The organism is Clostridium neuense, assembly GCF_045310695.1.
Taxonomy (GTDB): Bacteria; Bacillota; Clostridia; order Clostridiales; family Clostridiaceae; genus Clostridium_S; species Clostridium_S neuense.
In genome coordinates, this window is the sequence record NZ_JBJIAA010000016.1 from 1 (window position 1) to 23410 (window position 23410).

The window sequence follows — 23410 nt, forward strand, 5'->3', positions numbered from 1 at the left end:
CAACGGTGGAGCACTCGGCTGTTAACCGATAGGTTGAAGGTTCGAATCCTTTTCGCGGAGCCATTTTATTTTTTGAAATATTAGAGGTATAAATATGAAAACGATATTTTTATACATTTACTTTGTATTTTATATGATTGTAACACTATTTTTTCAAATAAAACTTGCGTATGTGAAAAAGTATAAAGGTGAAGTTGAATATGAAAAATTAGTACATGAGATTGTTATGCATTGGTCTCAAAATATACTTAAAGCTGTTGGAGTAAAAGTGAATATAAAGGGAATTGAAAATATACCTGAAGGGACATGTGTTTTTGTTTCTAATCATCAGGGAAATTTTGATTTCTTAGTAATACTTGCCAACATAGATAAGCATATAGGTTTTTTAGCTAAAAAGGAAATTTTAAAAATAAAGATTGTAAGTGGTTGGATGAAAAAAATGCATTGTGTCTTTATTAATAGACGCGATGTAAGAGATTCTCTTAAAGCTATTAATAAAGGTGTAGAAAATATTAAAAAGGGCTATTCTATGGTTATTTTTCCAGAGGGAACAAGAAGTAAAAGAAGTGAACTTGGAGAATTTAAGAAAGGTGCATTAAAGCTTGCAACTAAGACAGATGTACCAATAGTACCAATAGTTTTAGATGGTACTTATAGAATCTTTGAGGATGGTAATGGTAAACTGAAATCTGGAACTGTTGAAATGTCAATTTTAAAACCGATAAATATTAATGAATTGGATAGAAAGCAAAAGGCAGAATTATCAGAGAGTCTTAGAGATAAAATAGATTTAGAGCTTAAAGCTATTAAGCATTAGTTTTAAATTTCATTTAAGTTTAAAAATTAGTTGGTATTTTATAAAATACATGCAAAATGTAACTAACATTTTGCATGTATTTTTTTTATAATTATTTATTAACAAAAAGTTAGTTTTTAACTCATAATCGCTAAAATTTAAACTTAATATTATGACCTATAGTAAGCTTAAGAAATATAAAAATTAGTATAGAATTTTGTAATATATATAAATTAAATTTCAAGCTGATAAAAAAGCACTTGCAAAAAACTCTAAATATATGTAAATTTTAAAACGAAATGAAATTTTAATAGGTGATAAATTCAAAAAATAAAAAATTCATAATTGAAATAATAAATTTAATGTGTTAATATATTCATATAAAAACTATTATACTTATTAAAAAAACTGGCTATATTAGAAAAATGATTAACATAAACTCAATGAATATAATATTTATACAATAAATGATATATATATTTATATTTTAAGATGAATAATTTTAAAAAAATAAGTCATTTTTATTTTGAGGTAGGAAGTGAAATTGTTAAAATGAATAATTTTAGTCGTGAAAATGAAGGAAAAGGACCGAATTTTTATAGAGATATATTCCCATATTCTGAAGTCCCTAAGATTAAATTTAATGGCAGTGAAAATGTAGTTGATTTGCCAGAAGATATATGGATAACTGATACTACGTTTAGAGATGGTCAACAGTCCATGACACCATTTACGGTAGAACAAATAGTTAAGATATATGATTATTTGAACAAGCTTGATAACAACTCTGGTGTTATTAGACAAACTGAGTTTTTTTTGTATAATCCTCATGATAGAGAAGCTGTTTTTAGATGTATGGAGAGAGGATATAAATTTCCAGAAATAACTACCTGGATAAGAGCTAATAAAAATGATTTCAAATTAGTAAGGCAAATGAATATAAAAGAAACAGGTATACTCATGTCATGTTCTGATTATCATATTTTTAAGAAACTAGGACTTAATAGAGATGAAGCTTTAAAAAAGTATAGTGAAATTGTTGAAGAAGCTCTTTCAAACGGAATAGTTCCAAGATGTCATCTAGAGGATATAACGAGGGCTGATTTCTTTGGATTTGTTGTACCTTTGGTAAGAAACTTTATGGATTTAAGTAAAAAATATAATATTCAAGTTAAAATAAGAGCATGTGATACACTAGGACTTGGTGTGAGTATCCCAGGGGTAGAAATGCCAAGAAGTATTCCAGGGATAATAGGTGGGCTTAAAAAGACTTGCAATGTGCCATCAGAAGCGTTAGAATGGCATGGACACAATGATTTTTACTGTGTTGTACCTAATGCCGTTTCAGCGTGGATGTATGGATGCTCATCTGTAAACACTACCCTTCTTGGTATAGGTGAAAGAACTGGAAATTGTCCACTGGAAGGTATGGTATTTCAATATTGTCAGCTAAAGGGCAAAAAGGATTTAAGACTTGACGTTGTTACAGAAATTGCTGAGTACTTTAAAACAGAAATGAAATATGAAATACCTGTTAGAACTCCTTTTGTTGGAGATGACTTTAATGTTACAAGAGCAGGAATTCATGCAGATGGAATATTAAAAGATGAGGAAATCTATAATATTTTTGATACGGATAAAATATTAAATAGGCCTGTAGTTGTAGCTGTTAATGAGTATTCGGGACTTGCAGGCATAGCAGCGTGGATTAACACTTACTTTAAGCTTTCAGACAAAGATAAAATAAGTAAAAGGGATAAAAGAATTTTAGAAATAAAAAAATGGGTTGACGATCAGTATGAAAATGGAAGAACAACACCTATAGCAAATAAAGAACTTGAAATTGAAGTTAAAAGATATTTTGAAGAATTAATAGATATAGAAAAAACTAGAGCAAGTTAATTTTACGCAAGGAGTGATATATATAATGGGCTTAACAATGACAGAAAAAATAATACAGAATCATTTAGTAGTTGGCGAAATGAAAAAAGGCAGCGAAATTGGAATAAAGATTGATCATACTCTTACACAGGATTCAACAGGTACTATGGCTTATTTGCAGTTTGAAGCTTTAGGGATAGATAAAGTAAAAACTAAAAGATCTGTTGCTTATATTGATCATAATATACTTCAAACTGGTCCTGAAAATGCAGACGATCATTTGTATATTCAAACTGTAGCAAAAAAACATGGAATATATTTTTCAAAGCCAGGAAATGGAATATGTCATCAAGTTAACCTTGAAAGATTTGATGTTCCTGGTGAAACACTCATAGGCTCGGATAGTCATACTCCTACAGCAGGCGGTATGGGAATGCTTGCAATAGGAGCAGGTGGACTTGATGTTGCTGTAGCAATGGGTGGCGGAGAATATTATATAATAATGCCTCAGGTTGTCAAAGTTAACTTACTTGGAAAACTTAAACCAATGGTATCCGCTAAGGATATAATACTAAAAGTCTTAAGTATGCTTACTGTAAAAGGTGGTGTGGGAAAGGTTTTTGAATATGTTGGTGATGGAGTAAAATCTTTATCAGTACCTGAAAGAGCAACAATATGTAATATGGGTGCAGAGCTTGGAGCGACAACATCTATTTTCCCAAGTGATGAGAAGACTCTTGATTTTCTTAAAGCACAAGGAAGAGAAAGTGATTTTAAAGTTATAAATCCAGATGAAGATGCAGTGTATGACGAAACTATAACTATAGATTTAAATGAATTAGAGCCTTTAGTTGCATGTCCACATAGCCCTGATAAGGTTAAAAAGGTTTCAGAAATAAAAAATTTAAAAGTAAATCAAATTGCTATAGGAAGCTGTACTAACTCATCATTGTTTGATTTGATGAAAGTTGCAGAGATATTAAAAGGAAAAACTATAGCAGAGAATGTTTCACTGGTAATAGCACCAGGTTCAAAGCAGGTTTTAACTATGCTTGCTGAAAATGGAGTATTAGCACAGCTTGTAGCTTCAGGAGCTAGAATACTTGAATGTGCATGCGGACCTTGCATAGGAATGGGTCAATCACCATGTACAGATGGTGTATCCTTAAGAACTTTTAACAGAAATTTTGAAGGAAGATCGGGAACTGTTTCAGCTCAGGTTTATTTATTAAGTCCTGAGACAGCTGCTGTATCTGCTTTGACAGGATATTTGACAGATCCTACTACTTTTGATGGCAAAGTTGATGTTGAGCTTCCAAAGGAGTTTATGGTTAATGATAATTTGATAGTTCCGCCAGCAGAAGATGGAGAAGAAGTTGAAATTGTAAGAGGACCTAATATTAAGCCATTCCCTAAGGCAAAACCTATAGCAGCTAAATTAGAGGGAATTGCACTTACAAAGGTTGGAGATAATATAACTACAGACCATATTATGCCTTCAAATGCAAAGCTTCTTCCATTTAGATCAAATATTCCTCATCTTGCAGATTACTGCTTAACTCCATGTGATCCAGACTTTCCTAAAAAGGCAAAGGAAAATGGTGGAGGATTTATAATTGGTGGATCTAATTATGGACAAGGATCAAGTAGAGAGCATGCAGCTTTAGCACCTTTGTATCTTGGTATAAAAGCTGTACTTGCTAAATCATTTGCAAGAATACACAAGGCTAATTTAATAAATAACGGTATAGTTCCTATTGTATTTAAGAATAGTGAGGATTATGATAAGATAGAAAAGAATGATAAAATCGTAATAGATAATGTTGTAAATCAAATAAATGAAGGCATTGTTACTGTGCATAATGAAACAAAAAATGAAGATTATGAGATGGTTTTAGATATACCAGAGAGACAAAAGGATATGCTTATTTGTGGTGGAAAGCTTAATCAAATAAAAAAGCAAAACGCATAGGACATAATATATAAATTTGGAGGTAAAAGTATGGCAAAGATACATGAGATAACTTTGATTCCTGGTGATGGTATAGGACCAGAGGTTACAGGTGCAGCAATAAAGGTAATAGAAGCTGCAGGAGTTAAGGTTAATTGGGATGTGGTTGAAGCAGGAGCGAAGGTTATGGATGAATATAAAACTCCACTTCCAGATTATGTCCTTGAAAGCATAAAAAAGAATAAAATAGCACTTAAAGGACCGGTTACTACACCAGTGGGTTCAGGATTTAGAAGTGTAAATGTTGCACTTAGACAAGCTTTTAATTTGTATGCAAATGTTAGACCAATAAAAACATATGAAGGAATCCCTACAAGATATGAAGATGTTGATTTAATAATTGTACGTGAAAATACAGAGGATTTATATGCGGGAGTGGAACATAAAATAGGAGATTATGCAGCTGAAAGCATAAAAATTATTACAAGAGAAGCAAGTACAAGAATTGCACAGTTTGCTTTTGATATGGCAAAAAAACAAAACAGAAAAAAGGTTACAGCTGTGCATAAGGCTAATATTATGAAATTTTCCGATGGATTATTCTTAGAATGCGCAAGAAATGTATCAAAAGAGTATGGTGATGTAGAATTTGAAGATATGATTGTAGATGCTATGAGTATGAAGCTTGTTCAAAACCCAGAAAAGTATGATGTGCTAGTAATGCCTAATCTTTATGGAGACATATTGTCTGACATGGCTGCTGGACTTGTAGGTGGACTTGGAGTAGCACCTGGAGCAAATATAGGAGATGAAATATCTGTTTTTGAATCCATTCATGGTTCAGCACCAGATATTGCAGGCAAAAATATTGCAAATCCAACTGCTGCAATATTGTCAGGCGTTATGATGCTTAGATTTATAGGTGAAATGGAGGCTGCTGATAAGATTGATGCTGCCATAAAAAATGTTTTAAAGACAGGAAAAGCTCTTACAGTTGACCTTGGCGGAAAAGCTACAACTAGTGAATTCACAGAGGAAGTAATCAAAAATCTTTAGTAAGATTTAATAATAGCAGGTAGTTTTGTATAAAACAAAATTATCTGCTGTTTTTTTATGCAAAGCTATATTTAAAAATTTTGTGCATTATTAAGTTTAAGGAAGTTGTATTCATATTTTCAAATGAATATTTATAAAATATGTTGAATATTTATAACAAAAGTTGTATAATAATAATCATTAAATCAGAAAAGTTAATTTTTTAATATATATGAAAAGGAGATTGTTATATATGAAAGAGAAAGTTGTTTTAGCATATTCAGGAGGATTGGATACTTCAGTAACAATTCCATGGCTTAAGGATAATTATGATGTTGATGTAATAGCAGTATGCGTTAATGTTGGTCAAGATGATGATATGGAAAAGGTTAAAGTTAAAGCAATAGAAAGCGGTGCTGCTAAAATATATGTTGAGGACGTAAAAGAGGAATTTGTAACAGACTATTTATATCAGGCAATTAAATGGAATGCTGTTTATGAAGGTAAATACCTTTTAGGAACTTCGTTTGCTAGACCTCTTATAGCAAAAAAATTGGTTGAAATTGCTCATAAAGAAGGAGCGAAATATATATGCCACGGATGCACAGGAAAAGGAAATGATCAAGTTCGTTTTGAAACAGCAATAGCTGCAATGGATCCTAGTATAAAAATTATAGCGCCATGGAGAATTTGGGATATTGATTCAAGAGAAGCGGAAATAGATTATGCAAAATCTAAAGGAGTAGAAGTTCCTGTAACAAAGGAAAAGATATATTCAGAAGATAAAAATTTATGGCATACAAGTCATGAAGGTGGAGATCTTGAAGATCCTAAAAATGAGCATAAAGAAGAAATGTACTCAATGGTTGTGCCTCCAGAAAAAGCAAAGGATGAGGTCACCTATTTAAGTATATCTTTTAAAAAAGGAGTTCCGTGTAAGGTTAATGGAGAGGAATTATCTCCTGTTAAACTTATGGAAACATTAAATAAGATAGCAGGAGAAAATGGAATAGGTGTTGCAGACCTTGTAGAGAACAGACTCGTAGGAATGAAATCAAGAGGAGTATATGAGACTCCAGCTGGAACTGTTCTTTATGAAGCTCATACTCAACTTGAATTTTTAACGGTTGAAAAATATTCATTTCAATACAAACAAGTTCTTGAACACAAGTATTCAGAACTCGTATATGACGGATTATGGTTTACTAATTTAAGGGAAGCACTTGATGCCTTTGTAGATAAAACTCAAGAAAATGTAACTGGAACAGTAAAACTTAAATTGTATAAAGGAAATATAAAGGTAGCTGGAATAGATACAGAATATGCACTTTATGATGAGGGAATATCCTCCTTTGGAGCTAGTGAGTTGTACAGCCATAAGGATGCAGAAGGATTTATAAATTTATTTAGTCTTCCAAGTAAAATAAAAGCTATGAAACATTTAGGTGATAAATAATGAAGCTTTGGGGTGGAAGATTTAGAGAAAGTGAAAGTAAGCTTATGGAAGAATTTAATGCTTCTTTAAGCTTTGATAAAAGATTATTTTTGGAAGATATTACTGGAAGCATTGCTCATGTAAAAATGCTTAATAAATGTGGAATAGTAAATGAAGATGAATGCATAAATATAATTAATGGATTAAAGAGCATATTAAAAGATATTGAAACAGGAAAACTCGAAATAAATGGAGAATATGAGGATATACACAGCTTTGTTGAAACTAATTTAATTGAGAGAATTGGTCAAGACGGTAAGAAGCTTCATACGGCAAGAAGTAGAAACGATCAAGTTGCAGTTGACATGAAAATGTATGCTAAAAAAGTATCAATGAATATAGTAAAGTGCATAGATAATTTGCTAAAAACGCTAAAAGAAAAAGGTGAAGAAAATAACTATATAATGCCAGGGTATACACATATGCAAAGGGCTCAGGTAGTTACATTTACTCATCATATGATGGCTTATTACAGCATGCTTAAAAGAGATAAAAAAAGAATTGAAAATGCAGTGGAAATTTTAAATGAGAGTCCACTTGGGTGCTGTGCACTTGCAGGAACTATATATGATACGGATAGGGAGTTTACTGCAAAGGAGCTTAATTTTAAAAAGCCAGTAGATAATTTTCTTGATGGAGTTAGTGATAGAGATTATGTTATAGAACTTCTTTCAAGTTTTTCTATTTGTATGATGCATTTAAGTAGACTAAGTGAAGAACTCATTATTTGGAGTACTAAAGAATTTAGCTTTATTGAAATGAATGATAAATTTTCAACTGGAAGCAGTATAATGCCTCAAAAAAAGAATCCTGATGCGGCAGAGCTTATTCGTGGAAAGACAGGAAGAGTTTACGGAAGCCTTATGGCAATGCTTACTGTTATGAAAGGACTTCCACTTGCTTACGATAAAGATATGCAGGAGGATAAAGAACAATTTTTTGATGCGGCAGATACTTTAGAAATGTGCTTAATGGTTATGCAAGGAATGGTTTCAACAATGGTAGTAAAAGAAAAAAAGTTAAAAGAAGCTGTAAAACAAGGATTTTTAAATGCAACAGATGTTGCTGATTATCTTGTTAAAAAAGGAATACCCTTTAGAGATGCACATAGAATTTCTGGTGAAATAGTGATTTATTGTGAAGAAAATCAGAAGAGTATAGAAGAGCTGTCATTAGAAGAATTTAAAGCATTTAGTACATTGTTTGAAGAGGATGTTTATAATTCTATTGATTATAACGAGATTTTGAAAAAAGGAATAAAAAAAATAATGAAATTATAGCAGGTAATATTTTCAAAAAATCAAAAAAATGAAACAATAATAGTGAAAAAATTTCATAAATGTGATATAATACTCATTGACGCGGTTGAAATTGAATGAGACTAACTATTCAACTTTCATTTTTCGCATTAGGGGGTTATAATAACATGCAAAAAGAATTTTCCATGAGTAATGATAAAGTAATAATTAATTTTACAGCTAAATACTGTGATACTTCAGAAAAAGTGTTAAACAGTAATGGATTTAAAAAAATTATAGAGGCTTTTATAAAAAACATAAAATTTAGAAATTCAAATGACTTCAAGTATATTGAAAAGGCCATTAAGGAAAATGATAGCGATGAAATCGTAAATAAGGTAGTGGAAATTTACAAGTTGTTATTGGTGTTTGCAAGAGAAGAAGTTATAAAAATCAATCCTAGATATGAAAATCTGCTAGAAAATCCAGATTCGCTTATAAAAATTACAGAAGATATATATGGATTTTGGAGAAGGCTAGAAAGGTATACTATAGTTCATAATAGCAAACTTAATGATGGTTTAGAAAATGTAAGTTTTGTTGATTCAAATACACAGTTTTCACAGCTTATACTTAATACTTATAGAAAAATAGAAGAAAATATTCAGGGGGAAAAGCCTAAGGTTTATAGACAGCTTCCAGCAGGAGCAAATGCAGGACTTATTGTTAATAGTATAAAGTGGAAGTATCCAGAAGGATATGAATGTTTAAATGGAGTTCCCGTGATTGATTCCGTATTTATAGACCCACCTTTTATATCTTATCCTAAGAAGATAAAAAGAGATGGAACTTTTTCTGAGGTATTTGAGAATCCATTAAATTGTAGAATAAATAGAGATCACTGGTTTTGTTTTCCTATAAAGGTTGGTGAACTTCTTGCTTTTGTATATTTTCATAGAGACTTTATGGCTCATGGAATTACACTATGCAATTTGTTTGAAATAGCCAAAGAGAACGAATATACTAATTCAAAACCTAATATAATTTTTGTATTTGGTGCAAAAGATAATAGTGAAACGACGAGAACAATATTTTATGATGATAAGAAAAATGATATAATGCTTGGTTATATAAATTACAGTGAAGATATAGATTATTTTGGATATATGAAAAAGATGACCCTTACACTGCATAATTTAATTATGATAAAAAGAGGGTATTTACCAATTCATGGGGCTATGGTGAATATAATTACAAAGGACGGAAAGACAGTAAATGCAGTAATAATGGGGGATAGTGGAGCTGGAAAATCGGAAAGCCTTGAAGCATTTAGAGAACTTGGAGAAAAATATATAAGTGATATGACTGTAATATTTGATGATATGGGTGTAATTAAATTAAATGAAAATAGTAAACCAAAGGGATATGGTACAGAAATAGGTGCATTTGTAAGACTAGATGATCTTGATCCAGGATATGCTTTCAGAGAGATAGATAGAAGTATATTTATGAATCCCGATAAAACTAATGCTAGACTTGTGATACCGGTTGCCACTTATAATGATATAACAAGAGGATATCCAGTAGATATATTTTTGTATGCTAATAATTATGAAGCTGGTGGAGATGAATTAGAATTTTTTAAATCAGTAGATGAAGCCATTGAGGTGTTTAAGAGTGGAGCGAGAATGGCTAAAGGAACAACAACAGAAAAAGGACTTGTAAAGACATTTTTTGCAAATCCATTTGGACCAACTCAAAAGCAAAGTGAAACTGAAAAGTTAATAGATGTATATTTTAATAAGCTTTTTGAAACTGGTGTTAAAGTTGGACAAATAAGAACGCGTCTTGGAATAAAAGGGCAAGAAAAAACTGGACCTAAAAAGGCAGCTATTCGACTTTTGGATATAGTTAAAACATTGTAATATAAAAAAGGTTGATTTAAATCAACCTTTTTTTATGAAACATAATAAATAATTTACTATAAAAACCATTACATATAAAACATATAGAAAAATTATTGTATGAGTTTTAAAGTGTACATTTATTTTTCTACTCTTACTTCTCTATCTCTTCCTAAGAATGATATAGCATATAATCCAGCTATTCCAACAATGGCATATATTACTCTACTAACTGAGGACATAGTACCAAATAATGCTGCAACTAAATCAAAATTAAAGAAGCCTATTAATCCCCAATTTACAGACCCTATTATAACTAAAAGCAGTGCAATTATGTCTAAAGTCTTCATGTTATACATCTCCTTTAAATAGTTTTTACAGCATTATTATGCGCAAATTTTAATATATTATGTTTATGTTCAAAATAAATATTTTTATATTTCTATGTTTCTGTCTATTGGTTGAGAAAGCGATATGAATGTATTGGTCCTCTGAATACCTTCTATCATTTGTATTTTATTGATTAAAAGATCTTGAAGGTCGGAAATACTTTTACATATTACTTTGGCAAAAATTGAAAAATCACCTGTTATGTAATAAAGTTCAACTATCTCTTTAATTTCTTTCATAGAATCAAGTACATTTGTATAAGTTGCAGCTTTATCAAGGTATATGCCTATAAAACAACAAACATCATAGCCAAGTTTTGGGTTGTTCAATATAAGCTTAGTACCCTTTATTATGCCCATTTCCTCCATCTTTTTCATTCTTACGTGTATTGTACCACCACTTACATGACATTGTCTTGCTATTTCAAGATAAGGTGTTCTTGAGTCTTTAACTAAAATATCTAATATTTGTAAATCCAAATCATCTAATCCATTAACTTGCAAATTCATTTAAATCACTCCTATACATTAAGTAGACATTAATATTATATCAAACTTAGCACCCATATATCAAACTTAATGCTTATATATCAAAAATTTTATTTAATAATTTAATTAAATAAGGCACATTATTTGTATTCGTAGTATTTTATTATAAATTTAGTTGGTGTATAATAAAAATCTGTAGATTATTAGGGGGAGTAAAATATGTATATAACTGAAACTGAACGTAAAATAAATATCTCTCCTCAGATAGTATTGCACTATAACATGTTTAATATAGCATATTTTGATATAGAAACAACTGGATTTGATAAAGAGAAGGATAATGTAATCTTAATCTCTTTAGGCTATTATGTCAAAGATAGTATTTTTAAGGTAAAGCAATATTTTGGGGAAAGTTTAGAAGATGAAAAAAATATATTAAAAAATTTTTTCAAAGATTTAAAGAAATTTAAAGTGTGGTGTTCATATAATGGAAAAGCATTTGATGAGCCTTTTATAAGATATAGGATGGATAAGTATAAAACCTATTTTGATTTACCGAATGAACATATTGATTTATATAGAATGATAAAACCATACAAACAGCAGCTTAAGCTAGAAAGATGTAATTTGAAATCGGTGGAAAAGTACGCAGGTATAATTAGAAAAGACACAATTGATGGTGGAATGTGTGTTGAACTTTATAAAAAATATCTCCAGAATAAGGATGGAAAATTGAGAAAAAAAATTATGCTGCATAATTTTGAGGATGTTTTAAATCTTCCTAGTATATTTCAAATAGTTTGGAAAATTCAAAATGAAAGTAGCTTTATAAGAGAAGATCATATTACAGACAAACAGTTAAGCTATTTAAAGTATTTGTTATCTAAAAATGATATAGTTCTAGATATTGAACTAGAAAAAATAGCTAGAAAAAGTGCTTCAAAAGTTATATCCGCTTTATTAGGTGGAGAAACAGAAGTTAATGAACTTAAAAAGATTATAGATAAATACTGCTAAATTTTAATATTGACATGCAGTTTTAAATATGATATTTTATTATCATAAGATTCAAATATAATGAGTCATATAACCGGCGGAAGTGGAGTAACCACAGGGAGTATGATTTATGTAGGAAGCCGACCGCCTGGGCAAAATTAGCCTAGGCGGTTTTTTGACTCTTTTGAATCTATAAAATGGTAAAAATACAAATAAACAGTGCACTATTTTAAAAACATATTATGTTAAAAATAATTATGAGAAAATTTCGACAATTGTATTTTTAAGTGTATTGACATTAAAGTATAAGGATTATATTGTAAAAAGGTAAATGAAAGTGAGTATTAGTTATCAAAATAATAAATAAAGGATGGTATAATATGAGAAAAGAATGGACAGATTTTAAAACAGGAACTTGGAATGAGATTATTGATGTTAGAAATTTTATACAAAAGAATTACACTCCATATGAAGGAGATGAGAGTTTTTTAGAAAAACCAACTAAGAAGACAAAGGCAGTATGGAATAAGTGTGAAGCTTTAATTTTAGAAGAGATTAAAAAAGGTGGGGTACTAAAAACTGATCCTAAGACAATTTCAGGTATAAATAGTTTTAAACCTGGTTACGTTGATAAGGATAATGAAGTTATTGTGGGACTTCAAACTGATGAACCATTAAAAAGAATGGTAAATCCATTTGGTGGAATAAGAATGGCAAAGCAGGCATTAGAAGCTTATGGATCTCAAATTGATGAAGATGTATATGAAATATTTACAAAATACAGAAGAACTCATAATGAAGGCGTTTTTGATGCTTATACCGAAGAAATGAGAACTGCAAGACATGTAGGATTACTTACTGGACTTCCTGATGCTTATGGAAGAGGAAGAATAATAGGAGATTTTAGAAGAGTAGCATTATATGGAATTGATTATTTAATAGAACAAAAGAAAATTGACTTATCTGATTCAAAAGGTGATATGACAGAGGAACTAATAAGAAGAAGAGAAGAAATTTCAATGCAAATTAAGGCGCTTAAAGAAATGAAGGCTATGGCTCAAAGCTATGGTATAGATATTTCAAAACCTGCGTCTAATGCAAAAGAAGCTGTTCAATTTACTTATATGGGATATTTAGCTGGGATAAAGGAAAATAATGGTGCAGCAATGTCACTTGGAAGAGTATCTACCTTCCTTGACATATATATTGAAAGAGATTTAAAAAATGGGGTTATGACAGAAAAAGAGGCACAAGAGCTTATAGATCAATTTATAATAAAATTAAGATTAGAAAGACATTTAAGAACTCCTGAATACAATGAATTATTTGCTGGAGATCCTAACTGGGTTACAGAATCTATAGGAGGAATGGGCATAAATGGAGAGACCTTAGTAACTAAAAATTCATTTAGATTTCTTCATACTTTGACAAACTTGGGACCAGCACCAGAACCAAATATGACAGTTTTATGGTCAGAAAAGCTTCCAGAGACATTTAAGAAATACTGCACTAAAATGTCAATAGATACTGATGCACTTCAATATGAAAATGACGATGTAATGAGACCTATTTATGGAGACGATTATGGAATAGCATGCTGTGTATCTGCAATGCAAATAGGAAAACAAATGCAGTTCTTTGGTGCTAGATGCAACATTGCTAAATCTCTTCTTTATGGAATAAATGGTGGAATAGATGAGAAAAAGTTTGAGAAAGTAGTTCCGGGTATTGAAAAGATAAATGATGAAGTTTTAGATTATGAAAAAGTTAAAGAAAATTATTTTAAAGTTTTAGAATATGTAGCTAAGCTTTATGTAAATACTCTTAATACTATACATTATATGCATGATAAATATGCATATGAAGCTGGACTTATGGCTCTTCATGATACTGATGTTCATAGATTTTTAGCATGTGGTATAGCAGGTCTCTCTGTTGCAGCAGATTCTTTAAGTGCTATAAAATATGCAAAGGTTAAGCCTATAAGAAATGAAAATGGAATAGCAGTTGATTTTGAAATAGACGGAGATTTTCCTATGTATGGAAATGATGATGACAGAGTTGATGATATAGCAGTAGAAATCGTAAATAAATTTATAAAAGAACTTAGAAAAACTAAGGCATATAGAAATGCAGAGCACACATTATCAGCATTAACTATAACTTCAAATGTAATGTATGGTAAGAAGACAGGTTCTACACCAGATGGAAGAAAAGCTGGAGAGCCTTTAGCACCAGGAGCAAACCCAATGCATGGAAGAGATAAAAATGGAGCACTTGCATCATTAAACAGTGTTGCTAAAGTACCATATAGAAGTGTATGTCAGGATGGAGTATCAAATACGTTCTCAATTATTCCAGATGCTCTTGGAAAAGATAAGGATTCTAGAATAAATAATTTAAAAGCACTTTTAGATGGATATTTTGTTCAAGGTGCACATCACTTAAATGTAAATGTAATGAATAGGGAAACACTTCTTGATGCTATGGAGAACCCAGACAAGTATCCTACACTTACAATAAGAGTTTCAGGATATGCAGTTCATTTTGTAAAACTTACTAGGGAGCAGCAGCTTGAAGTTGTAAATAGGACTTTCCACGAAAGAGTGTAAGAAAGGTGATTATTATATGGGTAAAATTCATTCGATAGAGACAATGGGGCTTGTTGATGGTCCGGGAATAAGAGTTGTTGTATTTTTCCAAGGTTGCAGACTTAGATGTGCATTTTGTCATAATCCTGATACATGGGATTTTAATGGAGGAACTATGGAGTTAAGCCCTGATGAGCTTTTAGATAAAGTAAAAAGATTTAAGACTTATTTTAAAGCATCAGGTGGAGGGGTTACCTGCTCTGGAGGAGAACCTCTTATGCAGCCAGAGTTTTTATTAGAATTTTTTAAACTTTGCAAGGAAAATGGAATAAATACAACACTTGATACAGCTGGATTTGGAAAAGGAAATTATAAGGAAATATTAAATTATACAGATACAGTAATTCTAGATATAAAGCATGTAGATAAGAATGGATACAAGAAGCTTACTGGCGGAGATATGGATGAATTTTATAAATTTTTACAAGCAGTTAATGAAGCAAAAAGCAGCATATGGATAAGACACGTTATGGTTCCTGGTATTACAGATAATTATAAGGCTATGGATAATCTTATAGATGTAATAAGAGAATTAAGAGATATAGAAAAATTTGAAGTTTTACCATACCACACTCTTGGGGTAAAAAAGTATGATAAGTTGGACATTAGATACAGGCTTAAGGATACAGAACCAATGGATAAAGAAGCTGCATTAAAGTTTGAGAGTTATGTTAAACAATCCTTGAAAAATAAATCCTAGTACTATAAAATAATATTATAAAAGGGTAAAATTAGTATATAGGGGGGATTTATGTGTCGTTAACTTCAAAGTCCAATCTTCATGAAGAAAGAGAATATAAGTATAAAAATGAAAAGAGAAAAAAATACAGAATTAAGTTTCCTGTTGAAATTTTATATCCAAGATTAAATAATGAAAGTGTACATGAAAAATATGGATTAGATGAATCTGTATTAGAGGCGGTAAATTTGTCGGAACAAGGTATTTGTTTTAAAAGCAAAATCAAGCTTAAGGTTGGGGATTTTATTAATTTCTCTCTTAAGATTGATAAAAATCCTTCATTTTGGTGTATGGCTGTAGTGAAATGGGTTAGCATCGATGATAATTTTTATGTTGCTGGATGTGAATTCATATCCCAAAGCCTTGTACAAATACAGGCTATAAGGGAATATGTAAAAACAAAATGTTAGTGTAAAGTATAAAAAGAGATTGTTTGAAGTATTTGGACAATCTCTTTTTATACTTTATGCAAAAAATGCAAATATTGTGTTACAATAATATTTATAGGACATAATAATTATGTAATCTTTCAGAAAGAGTGGTAAAAGTGATAATAGAAGAAAAAAGTATATATATAAGTGATATAGATAATAATGAATGCTTTGAAAAGGATGGTAGCAGAGAGATATATAAGAAGGCACTGTTTTTTGATTTGGAGCATTATATTTATAAGAAGCCAATTTGCATTGGGGTTTTTGGATGTGCATATTATGATGATGCATCAAAAGAGCTTAAGTTAACCCAATATATGATAGAAAACAAATCTGATGCTGCAGCTATACTTAGTTTGGCAAAGGATTATTTTTATAAAGCTAAAAATAAATTAAATAAAGAATATATAGTTACTTTTTCAGGAAATAATGATTTTACAATTATAAATTATTTATTTGAAAAAAATAATATCAATGTTAAAGTAAATGAATATTTTAAATCAATTGATTTGCAAAGAGAATATGAAAAAATTGTAGGGAAAGTTATAGGCCTTAAAAATTTAGAAAAAATATTTAATATTGCAAGAGAAAGTGAATTGATAGGTGGGGCAACTCTTGCAAAAACTTTTTATAAAGTAATTAAAGATGATGAATATTTTAATAGAATGCCAGATGAAAAGAAAACAAAAATTATGACTTATAACGGCCAGGATGTAATTAGCTTGTTTTATATGTTAGTTAGCTGGTCAACATATGCACATAAATTAGATCAATAATATTATTTTGCTGCTCCTGATTATTTTTATGAAAATTGTTCACAATTTATTTATAGGGAATTTTTTATGCTATTTATAAATTGTGATAGGAGGCTGCAGCTAAATGGAGCTATATTTAAAAAGTAGAAAAAAAGGATTTACATTAATAGAATTAATTACAGTAGTGTCAATTATAATGATTCTTGCATTGCTATTAATACCAAATGTAATTGGGTATATAAATAAGTCTAAGATATCAGTTGTTAAAAATGATGCTAAAACTGTGTTAAATGTAATTAAAACTGCTCAAGTTTCTTCAGATGATTCACAAAATATAATTACATATAAGGATGCTATTGATAATTCAAAGGGAGGAGATCCAAATTTTAAAATTTCAAAAGAACCTCCAGCTAATTTAAGCAATATTGATGAAGATACTCTGCAAGGAATAATTGATAATAAGAGTTCAGATTGGAAAGATTATGAAAAATATTATGGAAATTAACTACATATCTATTGGAAAAATTCACTTCCGTTTATTGCATTTTTAAGATTTGCTTTATTTACTTTTAAGATAATATAGTAAGGATCTTCATATTCAGAACTTACTATATTTGTTCTTTTTATTATTCTTACATTCATATAGTCTTTTTTCATAAAAATAAAATCAATATTATAATTTTTTAAAGTAATCAGCATTTGTCTGTAATCATTGGTAGCGTTATTTTGATCGATGAAAGAGTTTGTTTTATTAAATCCATTGATAAATATATCTGTTCGGCTATCTACAAATGTTGGAATGTCTCTAAAAATTAAATATGGACTTATATTATAATCATTGAATATCCTTGAGTTTTTAATAGAAGGATGATTGTTTATATAGGTGCAAGCATCTATAGGATACTGTGAATTATATAGAGTAATTGAAAAATTTCTATGTTCTATAAATATTTTTGTTGTGTAATCGTCGAGAAAGGATACTGAACTAAAAAAGCATAATGTTAAAATTATAAAATAGCAAATATTTATAATTATTTTTTCTTTTGATTTCTTAAATTTATTTTCGAGAATTGCTGTAAATTTATTATTTGGGAGATATAGCGTGGAAAATTTATATATGCTTTCTTTAAAAAAAGGACTTATAACAGCAGGCAGCAGCATAAATAGTACAAGTATTTGTCTTACAGCAGTTATAGATAAGAAAATAAGCCCACCAGAAAAAACAATATTTCTTATAGATATATTAGAAAGCCAGTAAATAAGAACACTTATAATAATTATAAAAAGCAGTACCTTATAGCTATAAATTTGAGTATAATTCCATTCTGAAATTTTAGGGGTACCCTTAAAGGAAGAAAAAAGATTAAAATCATATAGATATAGGTTGTAGGTGTATGGATTTATTAATATGCATATAAATGCTGCAATGAAATATTTATAATGTTTGAAGAGTGCATAACAGCCCAATATAAATAAATATAAAGGATAAACCCCACCTTGTACATTTATTCCTAGGATTAAGATTATAAGACTTGGTATATATTTTTTATGCTCCAGTAATATGCAAAATGTTAATAGTATAATTCTAGTTAGCATCATCGGTCTAAAGGACATAGTATAGAAGCTGAAAAGTGTATAGCAGTATAAGCATATAAGAGCAAGAAAAGAGTTTTTACAGCGCTTATATGAATATACATACACTAAGATGGCTGCAGCCGCATTAAGTAATCCCATAAATATTGTAATAGAAGTGAAGCCATCTATAGAGTAAATTAAATAAGCAACTATTCCAAAAAGCCATTCATGATTTATCCATTTAAGATTATTTGCAATACCATACCATGAAAATATAGCCCCCTTAGGTACAAAACCATTTTTTATAATGTATTCTCCGGATTTTATATGCCAAAAACCATCGTTTATAACATCAAAATTGGCTCCAATGCAAAAAGAAGTTATAATTGCTATAAAAAAAAGTATACTTAATAATAACTTACCATCCGAAGCCTTTTTTTTTGAAAAATTAATGGACAAAATTATAACCCCCCAATAGTACAATTTTATATTATTATATCATCATTCTGTAAATGTTAATATAATATTTAAAAAAATAAACTAAATTTTATAATACAGTAAATATTAAATATAATTGTAAATTTGTGGACTATAGTATATAATAGTTATGTAAAATAAATTAATATAAAAATATAAAAATATATACAAATATTTACAAAATATAAAGACTATTATAGATAAACAACTTGGAATATTAAAATTAGCTGAATTCTATTTTGGAACATAAATAGTTTAAGTTTCGCAGTGGTTTCACTATATAAGTAACTTTAATATATAATATCGGGGATGAAGTATATGGCAAATAAAAAACTGGGTGATTTATTAGTTGATTATGGAGTAATAACAGATGAGCAGCTTAAAGGTGCTTTAAAAAAACAAAAATATAGAGGGAAAAGGCTTGGAGAAATATTAGTAAGTGAAAAAATTGTAACTGAAGATGAAATTGTAGATATACTCCAAATGCAAACAGGAATACCAAAAGCTTATTTTGATGAATATTTTGTTGATAAAAAGGCAGTATTAACGATACCAGAAGGATTAGCTCAAAAGTACAATTTAATTCCAATATCATTTAATGGTGATAAACTAAATGTTGCTATGAGTGATCCTATGAATATGTTTGCCTTAGATGATGTAAGGATAGCTTCTGGACATGAAATTGTACCTATGATTGCTACATCTACACAAATACAGAGGGCTATTGAAACTTATTATACATCTCAAAAAATTGAAAAAGCAGCAGAAGAGGCAACAAAAAATTATGATATAAACCAAAAGGATATAGAAGGAGATATAGATGAGTTTACAAATGAAAATGTTAATAATGCACCTATAGTTAAGCTTGTTGATTTTATAATAAGAGAAGCAGTAAGGCTGCAGAGTAGTGATATTCATATAGAGCCTTTTGAAAAGTATATAAAAGTAAGATATAGAATAGATGGAGAATTGCATGAGAAACAGAGAATTCAAATACAATCACTTCAATCAATAATAACCCGTATAAAAATAATTTCTAATTTAAATATTGCAGAAAAAAGACTTCCTCAAGATGGAAGAATGAAAATTTTTATTGATGGAAAAAATATTGATTTAAGAGTATCGACGCTGCCAACGGTATTTGGAGAAAAAGCTGTCATAAGAATATTAAAAAATGATAGTAAAAATATAAATAAAGAAAAGCTTGGTATGGACAGCGAAAATATGAAAAAGCTAGAAAATATAATTAAAAGTCCATATGGAATTATACTTGCAACAGGACCAACAGGAAGTGGAAAATCTACAACGCTCTATGCCATATTGAAGGAACTTAATAATGAGCATAGAAATATAGTTACTGTTGAAGACCCGGTTGAATACATGATGGAAGGCATAAATCAAGTTAATGTTAATGTAAAGGCTGGACTGAATTTCTCGAGTGGTTTGAGAGCAATCTTAAGGCAGGATCCGGACATAATAATGATAGGAGAAATGAGAGACAATGAAACAGCTGAAATTGCTGTAAGGGCGGCAATAACGGGGCATCTAGTTTTAAGTACAATACATACAAATGATGCTGCATCTTCTATTATACGTCTTTTTGACATGGGAATTCAGCCTTATCTTGTAGCAAATTCATTAAGTGGCATAATAGCGCAAAGACTTGTAAAATCCATATGTCCTCATTGTAAGGAGGAGTATGAAGCGAAAAACTATGAAAAGGACATACTAGGAATTAAAGAAGAGAAAAATATAACTTTATATAGAGGAAAAGGTTGCCCTAAGTGCAATGGCACGGGGTATTTGGGGAGAACTGGAGTTTATGAGATATTGGAAATAACAAAAGTAATGAGGGAGATAATTGCAGGAAGTGGAGATATAGAACTATTAAGAAAAGCAGCGATTGAAAATGGAATGCTTACCATAAGAAAATGCTGCGAGAAATTGGTGTATAGGGGCATAACTACTGTAGATGAACTTGTTAAAATAGCATTCTTAAAGAGCTAGGAGGGGGATAGTTCATGGCGGTATATTTATATGAAGCTAAGAATATAAAAGGTGCAATTGAGAAGGGAAAAATGGAAGGAGAAGATGAAGAAGCTGTAGCAACTTACCTGAGAACAAAGAATTGCTGGCTTATTTCTATTAGAGAAGAAAATACATCAGGTTTGAGTGGAGACATAGAATTATACTCAAAGGTAAGCAGTAAGGATATATCAATATTTTGCAGGCAGCTTTCTTATACTTTAAATGCCGGTATAAGTTTGAATAGAGCTCTTAATATAGTAGGGCAGCAAACTGAAAATAAGAAATTAAAAAAAGTAACAAATGCAGTGTTTGAGGATGTTGAACGTGGAAAGAGTTTGGCTGACTCTATGGCTAAAAATAAGGAATATCCTGATTTACTGGTGAATATGGTAGCTGCAGGAGAAGCCAGTGGAACTTTAGATTCAATTATGACTAGAATGGCTGAATATTATTACAGTGAATATAGACAGTGGCAAAAGGTTAAGCAGGCACTAACTTATCCAATTATAGTAGCAATATTTGCTTTCCTTGTGGTGAATTTTTTAGCAATAAAAATATTACCGATGCTTATATCAAATATTGTAAGCATTGCAGGTAAAAATAAAATACCCTGGCCAACTAGAGTTTCAATTGGGTTTAGTAACTTGGTCACACATAATTTTGTTCTTATAATAATTTTTGTTGTGGCTTTAGCAGTTTTGTTTAAAATTATTAAAAAATATAGTACTAATACTGAAACTTTAGATAGGTTAAAATTAAAATTACCCATTATTGGAAAGCTGAATTACAAAATAGTAACTTCTAGATTTGCAAGAACCTTTGGAATGCTTGTATCTAGTGGTATTCCTCTTATAAAGTCTATTGAAATATGCGGGAAAATAGTAAATAACAAATTTATAGAAAAATCACTTGAGGAAGTTGAAAATTATATAAAAAAGGGCTCAAGCATAGGAAATATTTTTGAAGAAAAAAAGATTTTTCCTCCAATGCTTATAGAGATGATAAAAATAGGAGAGGAATCTGGAAACTTAGAGGATGTTTTAAAAAAAGTAGCTGAGTTTTATGATACGGAAGTTGAAACCACAGTAACTCAACTTACTACAATGATAGAACCATTAATAATCGTATTGCTAGCATTTGTTGTTGGATTTATAGTTTTATCTATAGTTTTGCCTATATTCCAAATGTATAATGAAACTTCAAACTTAGGAGTAATAATGCATATAGCAGATTCATATTTATAATTTTATAAAATAAAAGGGGGGATAAATTATTTTATTTGAGTCTGTTTTATTATAAATATAAAAATATGTAGGGGGAAGTTATATGAAAATAATCAGAAAAAGAAAAAAGAAAGGCTTTACACTCATTGAACTTATTGCGGTTGTTGCAATCTTGATAATTCTTGCTGTGCTTTTAGTACCTAATATTGTAGGCTATGTAAATAGGTCTAAAATAGCAACTGTAAAAAGTGATGCTAAGGTTGTACTTAATATAATAAAAACAGCTAGGGCTCAATCATCAGGTAGTTTAGATAATAATGCAACTTATGTACAAGCTATTAGCACAAATTCAGGTGGAGATTCAGATTTAGCTCCATCAAAGGCTCCAGCAAATAGTTTACAAAGTTTAAATGAATCACAATTACAGAGCATAATTGACAATAATACCAATGATTGGAGTTATTTTTCAACTTATTATCAAAAGTAGTATTAATTAAATATAGAAGCTTCATTGTATTATAATGAAGCTTCTATAAAAAATATTGTAATGCATTAGGGGGATTTCATGTTTGTAATATATTTCTTTGTTTTTGTAGTTGGCACTATAATCGGAAGCTTTTTAAATGTATGTATATTTAGAATACCAATAGGCCAGTCTATAGTTTTTCCACCCTCGCACTGCATGAATTGTGGAGAAAAGCTAAAGTGGTATGATATGTTTCCAATAATAAGCTGGGTAGTTCTAAAAGGAAAATGCAGATTTTGTAAAAGCCAAATTTCTTGTAGATATCCATTAGTAGAATTTATGTGTGGAACTGTATTTTTACTCATCTATTTGAAATACGGTTTTAGCTTTGAAACAATTAAATATTTTATATTTGCCTCATTAATAATTGTTATAGGACTTATAGATTTAGATACGACAGATGTCTATAGTTCTACAATAATTGTAGGTGTAGTGGGTTTTATAATTGCAATTTTAGTAGATTATATTTTGTTTGAAGCAAATTTTGATGTTAAGCTTTCTATTTTTAACTATGTTCTGGGAGGAGTTATTGGGGCAGGCTTCATTTTTCTTATAATATTTTTTACTCATGGTATGGGAAGTGGAGATGCAGAAATATGTTTTGTTTGCGGACTTTTCCTAGGAATTAAAAATGTGATTTTTATGTTGTTTTTATCCGTAGTTATAGGGGGAATAATAGGAATTTTGTTAGTTTTGCTTGGAAAAAGGAAAAGAACAGACTATATACCCTTTGGCCCATTTATAGCAGTTAGTTCAATTATTGCTGTATTGTTTGGAGAAGGAATTGTTAATTGGTATTTAGGAATGCTTTAAATTTCATAAATATGAGGG

Annotated in this window: 20 protein-coding genes and 1 riboswitch; of the genes, 17 read left to right on the forward strand and 3 right to left on the reverse strand. The window is 29.9% G+C overall.

The features are described from left to right. Positions 1–94 precede the first annotated feature (94 nt). From ACJDT4_RS17625 to ACJDT4_RS17655, 7 genes are all read left to right on the forward strand, one after another. Complete coding sequence (locus ACJDT4_RS17625; protein ID WP_406788902.1) at positions 95–817, forward strand: lysophospholipid acyltransferase family protein; 723 nt, start codon at positions 95–97, stop codon at positions 815–817. A gap of 531 nt (positions 818–1348) precedes the next feature. Next, on the forward strand, positions 1349–2698 hold the full coding sequence (locus ACJDT4_RS17630) for a beta/alpha barrel domain-containing protein (RefSeq protein ID WP_406788903.1): 1350 nt from the start codon (positions 1349–1351) through the stop codon (positions 2696–2698). A 25-nt stretch (positions 2699–2723) separates the two neighbouring features. Further along, the gene (locus ACJDT4_RS17635) at positions 2724–4649 is read left to right on the forward strand and encodes an aconitate hydratase (protein WP_406788904.1); all 1926 of its coding nucleotides are present in this window, start codon (positions 2724–2726) and stop codon (positions 4647–4649) included. A gap of 30 nt (positions 4650–4679) precedes the next feature. Continuing rightward, the gene (locus ACJDT4_RS17640; RefSeq protein WP_406788905.1) at positions 4680–5684 is read left to right on the forward strand and encodes an isocitrate dehydrogenase (NAD(+)); all 1005 of its coding nucleotides are present in this window, start codon (positions 4680–4682) and stop codon (positions 5682–5684) included. Between the two features lie 232 nt (positions 5685–5916). Next, on the forward strand, positions 5917–7119 hold the full coding sequence (locus ACJDT4_RS17645; protein WP_406788906.1) for an argininosuccinate synthase: 1203 nt from the start codon (positions 5917–5919) through the stop codon (positions 7117–7119). After that, positions 7119–8438, forward strand: coding sequence for an argininosuccinate lyase (argH, locus tag ACJDT4_RS17650; RefSeq protein WP_406788907.1), 1320 nt, complete (start codon positions 7119–7121; stop codon positions 8436–8438). The genes ACJDT4_RS17645 and argH overlap by 1 nt, the downstream gene beginning before the upstream one ends. 146 nt (positions 8439–8584) lie before the next feature. After that, entirely contained in the window at positions 8585–10321 is a 1737-nt protein-coding gene (locus tag ACJDT4_RS17655) for a phosphoenolpyruvate carboxykinase (protein WP_406788908.1), read from the forward strand. A gap of 119 nt (positions 10322–10440) precedes the next feature. On the opposite strand, the gene ACJDT4_RS17660 is transcribed toward ACJDT4_RS17655, so the two are convergent. Both ACJDT4_RS17660 and ACJDT4_RS17665 read right to left on the reverse strand, forming a co-directional pair. Beyond that, positions 10441–10650: a DUF378 domain-containing protein gene (locus ACJDT4_RS17660; RefSeq protein WP_406788909.1), complete on the reverse strand. Its 210-nt coding sequence runs from the start codon at positions 10648–10650 to the stop codon at positions 10441–10443. A gap of 84 nt (positions 10651–10734) precedes the next feature. Further along, complete coding sequence (locus ACJDT4_RS17665) at positions 10735–11199, reverse strand: Lrp/AsnC ligand binding domain-containing protein (protein ID WP_406788910.1); 465 nt, start codon at positions 11197–11199, stop codon at positions 10735–10737. Positions 11200–11397: 198 nt separating this feature from the next. Between ACJDT4_RS17665 and ACJDT4_RS17670 the strand changes: the two genes are divergently transcribed. From ACJDT4_RS17670 to ACJDT4_RS17695, 6 genes are all read left to right on the forward strand, one after another. Continuing rightward, entirely contained in the window at positions 11398–12195 is a 798-nt protein-coding gene (locus ACJDT4_RS17670) for a ribonuclease H-like domain-containing protein (RefSeq protein WP_406788911.1), read from the forward strand. Between the two features lie 59 nt (positions 12196–12254). Then, a riboswitch (ZMP/ZTP riboswitch) is annotated at positions 12255–12335 on the forward strand. A gap of 219 nt (positions 12336–12554) precedes the next feature. Next, positions 12555–14786: a formate C-acetyltransferase gene (pflB, locus tag ACJDT4_RS17675; RefSeq protein WP_406788912.1), complete on the forward strand. Its 2232-nt coding sequence runs from the start codon at positions 12555–12557 to the stop codon at positions 14784–14786. A 16-nt stretch (positions 14787–14802) separates the two neighbouring features. Continuing rightward, positions 14803–15525, forward strand: a complete 723-nt coding sequence (gene pflA / locus ACJDT4_RS17680) for a pyruvate formate-lyase-activating protein (RefSeq protein ID WP_406788913.1) — start codon at positions 14803–14805, stop codon at positions 15523–15525. Positions 15526–15578: 53 nt separating this feature from the next. Further along, positions 15579–15974 carry a PilZ domain-containing protein gene (locus tag ACJDT4_RS17685; RefSeq protein ID WP_406788914.1) on the forward strand — a complete coding sequence of 132 codons (396 nt, stop codon included), beginning with the start codon at positions 15579–15581 and terminating at the stop codon, positions 15972–15974. 137 nt (positions 15975–16111) lie between these two features. After that, positions 16112–16771 (forward strand): ribonuclease H-like domain-containing protein, encoded by a 660-nt coding sequence (locus ACJDT4_RS17690; protein WP_406788915.1) that lies wholly within the window; start codon positions 16112–16114, stop codon positions 16769–16771. 103 nt (positions 16772–16874) lie between these two features. Continuing rightward, a complete protein-coding gene (locus ACJDT4_RS17695) occupies positions 16875–17255 on the forward strand; it encodes a prepilin-type N-terminal cleavage/methylation domain-containing protein (RefSeq protein WP_406788916.1) in 381 nt (126 codons plus the stop codon). A gap of 8 nt (positions 17256–17263) precedes the next feature. Here ACJDT4_RS17695 and ACJDT4_RS17700 read toward each other — a convergent pair whose 3' ends face one another. Next, a complete protein-coding gene (locus ACJDT4_RS17700; protein ID WP_406788917.1) occupies positions 17264–18784 on the reverse strand; it encodes a hypothetical protein in 1521 nt (506 codons plus the stop codon). Positions 18785–19111: 327 nt separating this feature from the next. On the opposite strand from ACJDT4_RS17700, the gene ACJDT4_RS17705 reads away from it, so the two are divergent. The 4 genes from ACJDT4_RS17705 (at position 19112) to ACJDT4_RS17720 (ending at position 23392) form a co-directional block, all read left to right on the forward strand. Next, on the forward strand, positions 19112–20809 hold the full coding sequence (locus ACJDT4_RS17705; protein WP_406788918.1) for a GspE/PulE family protein: 1698 nt from the start codon (positions 19112–19114) through the stop codon (positions 20807–20809). Between the two features lie 14 nt (positions 20810–20823). Continuing rightward, positions 20824–22074 carry a type II secretion system F family protein gene (locus tag ACJDT4_RS17710; RefSeq protein ID WP_406788919.1) on the forward strand — a complete coding sequence of 417 codons (1251 nt, stop codon included), beginning with the start codon at positions 20824–20826 and terminating at the stop codon, positions 22072–22074. An 82-nt stretch (positions 22075–22156) separates the two neighbouring features. Beyond that, positions 22157–22540 (forward strand): type IV pilin protein, encoded by a 384-nt coding sequence (locus ACJDT4_RS17715; protein WP_406788920.1) that lies wholly within the window; start codon positions 22157–22159, stop codon positions 22538–22540. Between the two features lie 78 nt (positions 22541–22618). Beyond that, positions 22619–23392: a prepilin peptidase gene (locus ACJDT4_RS17720; RefSeq protein ID WP_406788921.1), complete on the forward strand. Its 774-nt coding sequence runs from the start codon at positions 22619–22621 to the stop codon at positions 23390–23392. The last annotated feature ends 18 nt before the right edge of the window (positions 23393–23410 follow it).